Origin of the sequence: Schaalia sp. JY-X169, assembly GCF_014069575.1 — a bacterium.
GTDB lineage: Bacteria > Actinomycetota > Actinomycetes > Actinomycetales > Actinomycetaceae > Scrofimicrobium.
In genome coordinates this window covers 1,915,052-1,928,080 of sequence record NZ_CP059675.1, presented here as the reverse complement: position 1 = coordinate 1,928,080, position 13,029 = coordinate 1,915,052, and the positions used below count along the sequence as shown (strand labels likewise).

Genomic DNA, 13,029 nt, shown 5'->3' with positions numbered 1-13,029 from the left:
GTAGGACCTTTGTATAGTCACGTGCTGGCTAAAGGTCGTAATTCAAGGTTCTCCTTTCGATCAATGTGAGATCCGTCGACATAGGGATTAAGTCAGGGGTGAATTACCCACATCTGGGGACACCCGCAAACAGTGGCGTGGAAGCCTGTCGATTGACTTCGAACAACTGTGCGCGGAAGCAAGGCACAGGTGTCGGTTCATTGATGCAGAGGCCTAGGCCGCAAAAGATGGAGTACCAGGTGCAAACCAATAAGACAAAGGGTCGGCATAGCGCCCCCAAGAAGAGACGAAACCAAGTGTTGGCCGCGTTGCTCGCGGCGACAGCGTTGATTGTTCCAACCGCACTCTCTGTACCAGCACTGGCGTTGAGCGCACCAGACCTTGCTGTCAGTGGTGAGCCTGTTTTGACTAGCGAGACCGATCTGAGCCCGAATGAGGCGCAGTCCGGCGACGTCGAAGAACTGCTCGAAAATGCCGTCGAAGACACCCCGGCAGAGACTCCTGCAAAGATCGAGCAGCGTGCTGCAGCCCCCGTGCCGTTGGCCGCTGCGATCAACCCGCTTTCATGTGAGGCGATCTACGCGGTGTCCAAGTCAGGTCAGATCCAGGAAGTGGCGCTTCCTGGTGGAGCTGTCAAGGAAGTGGGCAACAAGCCTTCTAGCGTGTCCTCCTTCAACGGGCTAGCCATCGGTGGAGGTGGCACTGTTGCGTACGGGTATGAACGAAGCTCGAACGGCAACAACAGTGTTGGGACCGTAGAGATCTACAAGTACGATCCTGCTACCGGTAACTGGACGTCTCAAGGAGGGAAGTACTCACCGGGCCAGGGTGCGCAGTTCGTTGCGGGAGCTGTTGACCTCAAGACAGGTGACTACTACTTCGGTGGATACGCCTCAAATGCTTTCCACATCTACAGGCACAATGTCACCACCAAGGCGAACAGCTACGTGGGCTACATCAGTGCCGCCACGGTCTCCGGAAGCAATGCAAGCAACAATGGCGACATGGCATTCGACGTTGACGGCAACCTCTTCATCGTCCATGGCAACGGGCCGACCGTCCGCGGATACACCGTCACAGCTGCGAGCTTGCAGAGTGCGATCAATGACCCCGGCAAGCAGATCAGCCGATCTGAGAATGGAAGCGCCAACTCGGGGATGTCCAACATCAATGGTGCTGCCTACGGCAATGATGGCAAGGTCTACCTAGGTGACGACGCCACCATCTACGGCTTCACAATGCCTGGTTGGAACAAGGCTTCCGCCAAGCTCAACAATTCCAACATTGATAGCACCGACCTGGCTTCTTGCTCCACTCCTCCAACCCTGACGATTCAGAAGAACATCGTGGATCGAGCTTCCTCCGCTGATCAGTTCAAGTTGTCATTGAACAACGCAGACAAGGAAGTTGCTAGCGCAGTCACCACAGGTTCCGCCAACGGGCTCCAGACCCAGCAGATCGGACCAGAGCCGGTCACTCGCGGACAAAAGCTAACATTCAGTGAAGCACTGGTTGGTGGCAACATTACCGACGGCTACACCTCTAGCTGGGTCTGCAAAGTCGGGAACACAGTCGTGTCGCAGAGTGGGGATGGCAACAGCACGTCTGGATCCATCACGATCCCACAGTCCTCCGCTGCAACGGTTTGCACCTTCACCAATACACCAAAAGCGGGTTCATGGGAGCTAACCAAGTCCTCTAACCCTGCGAGTGGTTCGACTGTAAAGCCGGGCCAGGACATCACGTACATCGTTACGGCAAAAAACACGTCGAACGTTGATGTGAAGGACGTTGTTGTCAATGACGACCTCACCGAGGTTTTGAAGTACGCGGTTCTCGATTCTGGCTCGATCGTGGCAGGGCAAGGCAGTGCGGTCGTTACCGGTGACCAACTGACGTGGAACGTTGGCACGCTGACTGCCAAGACAACCACGACGCTGAAGTACACGGTCAAGGTCAAGGACAGTGCCGTGGGCGTGACACTGAAGAATGTTGTCACCGTTCCTGACACAGTCACGCCTCCGACAGACTGTGCAGTAGAAGATCCCAACTGCCGGGAGACCACCCATGAAACAGGTGCTCCCAAGATCGTCAAGACCGGACAGAGTGCCACGAAGCGTGCCGGACCAGGGCTGGTCTACGACCTCGTTTACAAGATTGAGGTCAGCAACCCAACAGAGGCTGCACTTGACTACACGCTGACTGACACACCTCCGGTTCTGCCAGCAGGTGTTTCACAGGTGGGTGATTGGACAGTTGAGGCTGGAAATCCCGCGGGAACCATATCCCAGCCCACCAAGGGCACTAACAATCCGTGGCAGATTGCCACGGGAACGCTTACTGCAGACGCAACGCACACATACCTGATCAAGGCTGTTGTGGAAGTTGACCGCACCGTTGCTGTTGGTAACGAGGCATGTGAGGACACGGGTAAGACCGGCCTCGCTCTCATCAATGGCGCGACCATCAAGACCGGCAGCTTCGAAGCATCTGATGATGGCTGTGTTGCGATCGAGATGACCCAGTTGAACATGGACAAGTCTGTCGCTAGCACCACGGCTGAAGACGATGGGACGTGGACAATCGTCTACGACGTTGTCGTTTCCATGCCGAACACGGGAACTGCAGAGGATCCCCACTATGGTCGCACCACGTATGACCTGAGTGATGAGTTGAAGTTCGGTGCAGGCATCACGGTCAACAACGCTTCTTGGGTACTGACGGGGAACAACCCTGACCAGGTATCGTCACAGAATCCCCAGAACGGCAGCTTCAACTTGGGGACCTCATCGGCTCAAATGGCTGATGATCGCCCCATCGGTGGTTCGAAGGATGCCGACCCGAAGAACACGTACGAGCACACGTACACGGTAACTGTGAATGCTTCGGTGGCCGAGGGCGCATGGGGCAGTGATGCATTGAAGTGCTCCGCATCGGGAACACAGAATGCAGGGGGCTTCCTTAACGTTGCAACCCTGGACTACTCCGGTGGTCACGTTGTTGACGATGCCTGCTCGACGCCGGCAATCCCCTCCGTTGAGAAGACGGGACGGTCCGCAACACTTGGCGCTGATGGCACAACCTGGACGCTTACCTATGACGTGACCGTGTCGAATCCATCAGACTCCGAACTGCCTTTCACCCTCACAGACACTCCTGATCCGATGCCTACTGGTGTTGAACGCTTGAGTGACTGGGTGGCAACAGCACCAGAAGCCACACCGCTTGATGGTGACACGTTTGACGGGACTGGCACCTGGACACTCGTCGACGGCGCGCGTATTCCCGCAGGAACTGACTACACCTACACGGTTTCAACAACCGTCAAGGTAACAACCGCTGTCAATGACAGCACAGTTGCGGACTGTGCGGACACAGAGGTACACGGGATTGTGTTCCCCAACCTTGCAGAAGTAACGTCCGGCAAACACAACGATAAGGACACGGGTTGCGTGGCAATTCCCGTGGGCGACCTCGACCTTGACAAGACTTGGAAGTCCTCAAGTCAGCGCGTTGATGGAACATGGGACGTCACCTATGACGTGACTGTGGCCAACAACAGCGAGTTTGCGCAGACCTACGACCTGACCGACGGAATCAAGTTCGATCAGTCGCAGATCAAGGTTGTGGGTGGACAGTGGACCGGTCGTGATGGGGCAGCAACTGGAACAATCGCTAGCGGTGCTACTTCGGTGACACTAGCGACCTCCCAGGCTCTTCCCGCAGAGCAGACCGACACCTACACGGTGACGGTCAACGCCAGCGTTGAACCGGGTGCCTGGACTGCTGATACCCAACCCACCAAGTGCGCGGCGCAGGGGGGACCGGCAAACGGCGGCTTCTTCAACACGGCTCACCTGGAGTGGGTTGGCGGAAGCGATGACGCAGAAGACTGCGCATCACCGCAGCGACCTGGCATCGACAAGCAGTTCCTCTTCGCGCAGCCACACGCCGACGACCCCAATGTTTGGTCGGTTGGCTACTCGGTATTCGTCCTCGGAAGCCCCACTGCTTCCTTCTACGTGGACGTCTACGATGAGCCAGGCTTCCCAACCGGTGTGGAACTGGTAGAAGGCACCTGGTTGTCTCCCTACCCCAACGAGGGCGGCACTGAGGTCACCGAAGGTACCGTTGCAGTTGATGGTGACGATGCCTGGTTGATCGAGCGAGGAGTGGAAGTTCCGCGTGGCGGAATGGTGCGCTACCAGGTGACCTGGGACGTGCGGATTCCCGCAAGGATTCCTGCTGACCTCGCCGAGTGTGAGGCTTCGGGAGCGGGACACGGATTCTTCAACGAGGCTCGTCTGGTCAACGGTGGAACCACCCAGACAGATGATGCCTGTGGAGAAATCACCCCGGCGGTGAACCCATCGGTTGAGAAGAACGTTCTCAGCACCGTCCAGAATGATGACGGGACCTGGGGCATCGAGTACGAGGTCGTTGTCACCCTACCGACCAAGGGTCTGAACCCCGGTGGTCTGTCGGCCAAGTATGACCTGACCGATACGCTGGACTACGGGGATGGTCTGACACCTGTTTCCGCCACCTGGCAGCAGGTTCAGCCCGAACCTGCGGGTAGTGTCTCGGACTTCAACACAGGTAGCTGGAGCGCTCAACTCGCGTCCGGGAAGATCATCACAACCGAAGATCCACAGCATGTTTACAAGGTTTCCGTAGTTGCGAACGCTAAGTCTTCAGCGTTCGAGGGCGGAACGGATGTATGTGTTGCGGGCGAGGACGGGGCAGAGAAGTCCGGTTTCTTGAACCGGGCGGTACTGACGTCCAACTCGACCGAATCCGAGGCGGATGCTTGTTCAGAGCCTGCCGCGCCATCGATTGAGAAGGTCGCAAACGACGCTGTTGATAACGGTGATGGAACCTGGTCGGTTTCTTATTTGGCCACGGTCACGAACCCGACTGGTGGTGAATCCGGGGCGGAAGCTCAGGATCTCACTTACCGCCTCGTGGATACCCCGGCGGGTCTGCCAGCAGGGGTGAGTTTGGTCGATGGCTGGAGTGTTGCGAGCAACGATCAGGTAACTTCTGATGCTGGTTTGCCCACAACTGCCACACCGCCCGCTGCAGGGGACTGGGTGATTGCTGAGGGTTCTATCCCAGCAAACACCACATACTCCTTCCTGGTTTCTGCGAAGGTGAAGCTGGACGTCTCAGAGCTAGGTGAGTTTGAAGACTGTGAAGGAGGCGGTACCGGTATTGGCCTAGCCAATGGTCTGGGCATCGTCTCAGGTGGGTTCGAGGCCGATGATGAAGCCTGTGGGTCTATTCCTGTTCCGGACCTTTCATTCAGCAAGAGTCTTGTTGGCTTCAACCAGGTTGATACCGATGGGAACTGGCGTGTCGTCTACGACGTTGTTGTCACTAACTCGAGCGAGAACGGCACGGTTTACGACCTGACTGATGACCTGAAGTTTGGTAGTGGGATCACCGTGACTTCGGCGTCGTGGACAGGCCCGACTGATGGAGCCTTCGCGGAAGGTACGACCTCGGCTCAACTAGCAAATGGTCAGTACATTGCCGGCGGCGACTATCACGTATACACCGTCACCGTCAACGCAAAGGTTGCTCCCGGAGCTTGGGAGAACCCTGGCGCATTGAAGTGTGCGGCAGAGGGTAGCGGCAATGGGGGTGGCTTCCTCAACGAAGCAACCGTCGTCTGGCCGGGTGGAACAGTTGAAGACAATGACTGTGCACAACCGGGTCGACCTTCCATCCAGAAGGATGGAGTCCATTCCACTCAGTCTGCTTCGGACCCGAGCCAGTGGACCGTTGCGTATGTGATCACTGTGAGTGGTGAAGGACTTGATTCCGCCACCGTTTACGATCTGACCGATACGCCCGCATTCGCTACTGGTGTGACCATCAATGGTGGCACTGCCAAGCTACGTGGGGAAGATGGCAGCGTCACGTTGCCAGCGGCCGGTGGAACGATTGCCGAAGATAAGGCGCTAGCAGCGGGGCAGACTCACACATGGGATGTCTCTTGGACCGTGACTATCAACAGTCCGATCCCGCCTGCCGACGCAGGTTGTGAGAACGGTGGGACGCCAGGTAAGGGCTTCTTCAACACCGCACAACTCTCAACGGGAGGCACTGACCAGGAAGACGATGCTTGCCTTCCAATTGACACACTGGTTCGTCCCTCGGTTGATAAGACTGCAAAGGTAGCGACTCAGAATGATGACGGTAGTTGGACAGTCACGTACGACGTCACAGTCGCCCTACCTGAAAAGGGTGAGGGCAACCCTAACGGTTTGTCGGCTAAGTATGACCTGACCGATACGCTGGATTACGGGGACGGTTTGACACCTACTTCTGCCACCTGGCAGCAGGTCAAGCCTGAACCGGCAGGAGCTGTCAGCGACTTTGATTCCACTGGTTGGGTGGCGAAGCTGGCTACGGGCAAGACCATCACCCCCGGCGCCACGCACACCTACGAGGTCGTTGTGGTTGCCGAGGCTGGGAATGCCGCCTTTGAAAAGGGCACTGCATCCTGTTCCGCAACCGGAGAGGACGAGCGCGGTGGCTTCTTGAACACGGCCACAATGAGCAGTGGAGGAACTGACACTGACGTGGAAGCCTGCACTGAACCTGCTGCGCCATCCGCGACTAAGGTTGGTCAGGATCCGATCCAGAACGCCGACGGTACGTTCACTGTTAGCTACGACATCACGGTCCGCAACGACAACGACATTGACGTTGTCTACGAACTGACAGATACACCTGATGCTTTCCCAACAGGGGTAACACTGGTTGAAGGCACCACCTGGACTGCTGCGGCGGTTGCACCGACTGAGGATGCGCGTGTTGTAGCGCCCTCGAAGCCGGCTGAAGGAAACTGGGTCTTCGCTGCGGGTCGTCTTGCCCCCGGAGCCTCAGATAAGTTCACGGTCACCGCGAAAATTGCCGTGGATCCTGCCAAGGTAGAGAGTGTTCCGCTACCTGAAGAGTGCGAGGCCGGAGGGTACGGTATTCCGCTTGGTAACCAGCTGGGGATGGTTTCCGGTGAGGTTGAAGTCAACGATCCAGGTTGCGTCAGGGTTCCTGAAGCACCAACCTGGGAGCTGGAGAAGTCTTCGGTTGCCAAGTCAGGCTCAGAAGTGAAGCCAGGCGAAATCGTCACCTACACGCTGAAGGTAACGAACACCGGGGAAGTCAACCTGTTTGATGCGTTGGTAGAGGACAACCTTACCGATGTGCTCAAGCACGCCACCCTTGTGAAGGACAGCCTGAATGATGAACTGGCTCTTTCAGAGGATGGCAAGACGCTGACGTGGAGTGTCCCAGAGGTTCCAACCGGTGAATCTGTGACCGTCTCCTACAAGGTGAAGGTCAACGCAGATGCGAAGAACGTCAAGTTCAAGAACGTTGCCACGCCTGCGTCTCCGCTGGGGGAGTGTGTTGCAGATAAGTGCACCACGAACCACACGGTTCCTGGTTCCGGTGGGAAGCTGCCGGTTACAGGGGCAAACGTCGGCCTCGTTCTTGGTGGCGGGCTGCTGCTTCTGGGAGGCGGCTACATTGCTCTACGTGCCAGTAAGACCAGAGGACGCGGACAGCACCTCAGCGCATAGGCAAGTGGTGACGCCAAGGTGATGGCGCCACCGTGAGTGAGAGGACCCCCGGGATGTGAAAACCCCGGGGGTCCTTCGCGCGCGCTGAAAAGAACGCTGAACGCGGTAGAGTGCTTGGGGCAAGAAGTACTTGATGGCAGTGGAAAGTGGAGTTGTGAACCTGGGTTCAAGCACGCCTGTGGAGCGGCAGCAGCTTGTTGAGCGCCTTGGCACTCCCGGGGTGGACCTTGCGCCGCTGACAGTTCTTTCTGCTCCGGCTGGTTACGGGAAGACTGAGCTGCTCCGACAGTGGACTGCGTCTTTGCCCGAGGGCGTCCCGCTTCTACGTCTAAGCGCGGCCGACCTCGAAGAACCACTTTCCCTATGGAAGCAGGTTGCGGACTTCAGCTTTAAGTTGCAGGGGTCACCCCAGCGCAGCAGCAGCATTGCGGCGGCGAGGGAACGCGGCCTGCAGTGGGTTGAGGGCCTGATCGAACCAGTCGTCGTCGTCCTGGATGACTATGAGCAGATCACCAACCCGGATCTTGACGACCGTTTGCTCCGCGTTTTCATGAGTAGCGAGCATATTCATCTTGTTATGTCCGGGCGCCGCTTCGCCTCTTTCGACACCCCACTTGTTACGTCACAGGTCGACAGCAAGGTACTTTTCGCGCGGGATCTGGCTTTCACTCCTGAAGAAGTTGCAGCACTGCCTGGTTTTTCTCAGCTGTCGGCGGCAGGAGGCGAGGCTCTTGAACTGATAACTGAGATCGGTGGGTGGCCGCTTGCGACCTCATCGATTCTGCAGGGCACCTGTGATGGAGCGGATGATCTTGGATTGGCCCTGTTCCTAGAACGCATCGATGCCGCGTCACTCACGGTGGAAGCGTCCCGAGTCTTCTCAACAATCGCAGCTGTTGGGGGCACCTCCGCGGTTGTGCTTCTGGAAGCAACAGGACTGCCCCCAGCGAACTTGCAGCAGTGTTTGGTTGAGTTGAGCTCTCGCGGTCTAGTTGAGAGGCGTTGGGTGCGCGGGGGTGGGATTTACGTGCCCCACCGCGGCTTGAAACACACGTTGACCCGGTTCCAGGAGGCGTTTCTGGATGATGAAGACGTTGCGCGGATCAGGCTTCTGCACGCCCGCGACCTCGCCGAACACGATCCAACCGATGCTCTTGTCTTGCTGCTGGAGAACGGACAGTTGGACGAGGCCGAAACCCTGGCGATCCGCTTCTTCTCCCGCATCACCAGCGCTCCGGGGCCAGTAGTGCGGAAACTGGAGCAAATACCTCAAAGTGATCTGGCAGGGTTACCGACACTTCTGGCGCTTCTGATGCTGCTTCAACTCAACGATGCCTCCGTTCCACTTGACCAGGTGCGCTCAATTGCGACGCGGGTTGCCGATGCCGTGTACTCGGCAAATGGCGCCAAGCTGGGTGATGCGGACGCTGTCCACCTCACTTACCTGGTTGCGGCAGAGCGGATCTTGGGTCACTGGGAGAAGGCGTCTACCCTAGCGGAGCAGTTGGAGCTGCGCCTCTCACAGCACCGTCATAGGACATACTGGGGGACGGCCTCGGAACTGCCGCTAATGTATGCAGTTGCAAGCCTAACCGGCATCTTGACGGGCGACTACGAGTTGGCGGAGCGGACTTCAAGCCGTTCGTTGCGGGTAGCGACAGATGAGCTGGTCCCAGCCGTGCAGGCCGCCACGCTGGAGCGGCTGGCGCTGCTTCATGCCATGCAGGTGAATCCAGAAGAAGCTGCCCGGTACTTGAAGCGGGCAGATGCCATCAGGACATCGGCTGAAGCGAGCACCGTAGAGATTGACCTAATCAATGGGACGATAGCGCGCGCCATGGTCGCCCTCTTCGGGGGGAAGAACCAGGAAGCCGCGCAGTTCCTGACTTCGATAGAGCACCTCTTGCCGCGGATGGAACAGTGGGCACTTTTCGCAGTTATCGAGTCTTGGGTCCTCCGCTCAAGCCGGGGGAGCCGCCCCGCACTTGAGAAATTACGCTGGCGCTTGCAGGAACGTGCTGATCCTCGACTCTCCGGTTACACCGAAGCGTTGCTGGCCGCCACAATGGCGAACCTGGCAATACACGACTCAAATCTTCTGGTTGCACAGGCAGTGCTCGAGGTTCCACTTGAGCAAACCCGTGACGTCATCCTGGCAACCGGGCGCTTGGCGTTCCACCAAGGGAAGCCGTTGGAAGCCATCCGCATAACCGAGCAGCTACTAGAGGCCGGATCCACGGGTCTGCACGCACAGAGTGCGATGCTGCTCGGGGCCGCCGCGTTTTTCACCGCAGGCGACCAAGCAATGGCACTATCCCTGCTACATGGTGTTGACCTGCGAGCGGGGCGTGGCCAAGTACAGATGATCCTGCCGACCATTCCTTACGGAGTTCTACACGGTTTGGCTGAGGCCGCCCACCACAAGGGTGATTCCCGTCTTATTGAGCTTATTGAGGCGGTCCCTGCGCGTTACCGATCGAGGACGATTGAGCCCCTCACCACGCGCGAACGAGCGATCGTTCAGGCTGTTGGGAACGCGAGCACAATCAACAAGGCGGCAGTGGAGCTATCCCTCTCGCCCAACACTGTAAAGGCACACTTGAGGCAGATCTATTCCAAGTTGGATGTGACAAGCAAAGCGGACATGCTCAGTGTTGCGCGCGGTTTGGGCCTCCTTTAGCGGGTGAGTTAGAGGGTGAGGGCGTACCATGGATCGTTATGATCCCTGCGGTCCGTGTGAAGGTGCTTCATCGCCCTGCCCTTGAGCAGAGGCTGTGGTGTGTGACCGTCCCCGGAATGATCGTGACTGTTCAGGCTCCGGCGGGCTACGGCAAGACCACGTTGCTCAGCCAGTGGGCCCGTGCCAAGCGGGAGCACGGAGAGACAGTGCAGTGGCTTTCCCTAGCCGATCATGACATCCGCAATTTGCCGCGCGTGGTTGAAGCACTTCTTGGGGACTCCGGTGACGCCACAATCATCATTGATGACTGTAACAATCGGCTTGCCGAGACGGCAGTCAAAGAGCTGGTTGCCGAGCGTGGGGAGCACGCTATCGTAGTGTCGGGTCGATGCGGACTGGATAGCATCGCGTCCGACCTCGCCATCACCGCGACCGACCTCCGCCTTGAGTCCCACGAGGTCGCCGAGCTGGCCGACCTTCTGGATGTCGATGACTACCAGAGTCGGGCCCCGCTGCTGAAGTCTTTATCGGGTTGGCCGCTAGGAACTCGCGTGGCCCTCAGTGCCCATCGCGACGGTGCGGACGCCGGTGAAGTACTCGGTCAGTTGGCTGCAACGATTTACGACAATCTGCCCGGCGACTTGGCAAAAAAGGCACTCTTTGCTGCTGCGTCCCTCGATGTGGTGCGTCCCGAGCTACTCGGGGACGCCCTCGGCATCAGTTGCAGCGACGCAGAGACGACCATGAAACGGTTGCAGGCCGAGGGCGTTGTGGAAGCGGTGACTTCTAGCGCAGCATATGGGGACGACGAGCGTGAAGTACACACCCACTACGCAGTGAGGGAGGGTCTGCGGGCCGGGTTGATGCACCAGGGATCCCACCATTGGGAGGCTTGGGAGTTACGTGAACTCAAGCGACGTCACGCCCTCGCCCGTGGCGATGAATCGCCGCCACAAGCCGTTGCTGATCTGGTCGCCTTGGGTGCGTTCAAGGACGCACAGGACGTGGCGCATGTGCATTTCCAGGAGACCCTCGATGGTGGGGAGACAACGCTTGAGGCGGTGCGCAACCTCCCCTTGGAACAGTTGGAAGAACATCCCACCCTGATGTTGGTCAGGCTGGTGTTGGAACGACCGCTACCCTCGACGCCCGCCTCACTGATGGAGGACCTGGCCGGTCGCCTCCACAGGGTACTGACCGAACGTTCCGCCTCACCCGACCTGCAAGTTGCTGTACCCTCTGCCGCATCGAAAATCGCCGTGGAGCGGATGCTTGGCATGTGGGACGCTGCCCTGGGCAGCTCCGTGGCACTCATGGAGCAGATGGCTGATGAAAGGCTGCGCCAAGGCGTCCTCGCCAACCCCAAAGCCCCGATCCTCTACGCAGTCATCTCGCTGACCGGGGTGCTGGTAGGGGACCTCAACGTCGGGTTGGAGGCGGCGCGGTGGGGACTGGACATCGCCCTCGAACAGGGAAACGTCCTCGAACAGGTGCACGCACTTTCGTTGGCCGCACTGGCGCACAGTCTGCAGGGAGAAGGAGACGCTGCAGCCGCCGCGTTGGAGAGGGCTGACGCGCTTGCGGCCAACGCGGAGTTCGTAGCTCCAGAGTTTTCGTGGACAGACGGAGACATCGCACGGGTGTTTACGGCGTACCAGAAGGGTGATTGCGCTCCGGCCACAGGTGCGCTGGAACGGCTGATCCCCGCGATGGACCGAATGGAACAGTGGCCCATGGTTGTCATGGCTGAGAGCCTGGTCACGGGGCGTTTGCGTGGTAGCGGGCACGCCCTCGTGCAGATGAACAGCCGGATGAGGCAGGCGGCGGTGGGGCGCGTGCTTTCTCCCTACTGGCAACTGAAGTTGGGGTGGCGTCTGGCCGATCTGGCGACGACGACGGGAAGGTACAAGGACGCGGCGAAGCAGATCGCCTCGCTGTCAAACCTTCCCGGCTCGCAGGAGTCGACAGGGCTGCGCCAGTCGAGGGCTCGGCTCGCGTTGTTTCAAGGTCAGTACGAGGACGCGGCACGGATCGCAGCGCAGGTGCCTGCTGGGACTTCGGCGCGGACCCAGCAGGAAAGTGAGCTGGTAGCGGCGCTTGCCCAATATGGGATGGGGAACCGCGAGGCAGCGCAGCAGACACTGCAGGGACTGCAGGCTTCACTGACGCCGGTCGCCCTCGATGCCCTGGTGGGGACGGTGCCCTACGAGATGTTTGCGGAAGTTGCCGACGACCTTGGGATGGGTTGGTTGGTCGAAGCGCTCCAGGCCACGCGTGTTGAGGGGCGCGCGCATCAGTACGGGGCCCTCAGCAAAGCGGAGATTGAGGTGTTGCAGGCGCTGACCAAGAATAAGACCATGGTTGAAACTGCCAGTGACCTTTACCTTTCTCCCAACACGTTGAAGAGTCACTGCCGGAGCATCTACGCAAAGTTGCGGGCCCCATCGCGGGGTGAGGCGTTGACGACGGCGCACATGCTGGGACTGCTCACCTGATCTGTTTTGTTCGGGTGGGTGACTGTGGTCCAGTGGGTGGGCGTGGGACCTTGGGCTTGATCTCACACATAAAACGGGTGGTGAATCGGGTGGGAGCGCTTGCAGTTTGCCGATGACTCTGTTATTGAATTCTGGCTACCTAAGCTGATTTGTGACATCACCGCTTCTCGTTGATGTCGGCGTTTTGTCGGGTGAACCCAGGTTTGCACGGTGAACCGGTCAAATGCAGGATGTCAAAGGCGACAGGTGGTGATTGTCGATG

The 13,029-nt window shown here is 58.6% G+C and carries 3 protein-coding genes; all 3 read left to right on the top strand.

Annotated features, from left to right (window positions below; genetic code table 11):
• The first annotated feature begins 239 nt into the window (after positions 1-239).
• Positions 240-7,592 carry an isopeptide-forming domain-containing fimbrial protein gene (locus tag H2O65_RS08410; protein WP_182141275.1) on the top strand — a complete coding sequence of 2,451 codons (7,353 nt, stop codon included), beginning with the start codon at positions 240-242 and terminating at the stop codon, positions 7,590-7,592.
• 133 nt (positions 7,593-7,725) lie between these two features.
• Positions 7,726-10,272: a LuxR C-terminal-related transcriptional regulator gene (locus H2O65_RS08405; RefSeq protein ID WP_182141274.1), complete on the top strand. Its 2,547-nt coding sequence runs from the start codon at positions 7,726-7,728 to the stop codon at positions 10,270-10,272.
• 101 nt (positions 10,273-10,373) lie between these two features.
• Complete coding sequence (locus H2O65_RS08400) at positions 10,374-12,767, top strand: LuxR C-terminal-related transcriptional regulator (protein ID WP_182141273.1); 2,394 nt, start codon at positions 10,374-10,376, stop codon at positions 12,765-12,767.
• The last annotated feature ends 262 nt before the right edge of the window (positions 12,768-13,029 follow it).